Here is a 529-nt window from a genome sequence, read left to right as displayed (position 1 = left end):
GCGCCAGCATCCAGTGGCTGGACCTGGACCCGCAGCAGGCCCGCACGCTGGCCGCAGGCCTGGCCGAACGCGCCAAGCCCGAGAACGCGCGCTACCACTACGACTACTACACCGCCAACTGCGCCACGATGGTGCGCGACACCATCGACCAGGCGCTTGGCGGCGGCCTGCATTCGCAGCTGTCCGGTCGCTCGCGTGGCAACACCTACCGCAGCGAATCGGTGCGGTTGGCCTCGCCCTCGCCATGGATGTGGCTGGGCTTCGACATCGGCCTGGGGCCGTTCGCCGACCAGCCACTGTCGCGCTGGCAGGAAGCCTTCGTGCCGATGCGACTGGCCGACGCGCTGCGCCAGGCCCGCAACAGCGAAGGCCGTCCGCTGGTGCAGGCCGAGCAGGAACTGCTGCCGCACCGCATCGCGCCCGAACCCAAGGAATCCCCGCGCCACTGGTGGCCGTGGCTGCTGTGTGGACTGCTGGCCGCCGCGGGCGTAATCGCCCTGCGCACGCGTCGGCGCGTGCTGGGCGGTAT

Annotated in this window: 1 protein-coding gene; it reads left to right on the top strand. The window is 71.1% G+C overall.

Annotation, left to right across the window (positions count from 1 at the left end):
• Positions 1–529, top strand: a 529-nt coding sequence (locus tag ACXJKJ_RS32060) for a lipoprotein N-acyltransferase Lnb domain-containing protein (protein ID WP_457395779.1), incomplete at both ends; no start/stop codon positions are given.

This window comes from Roseateles sp. P5_E1, from assembly GCF_054049335.1.
This window is presented reverse-complemented; position numbering and strand designations above follow the sequence as displayed.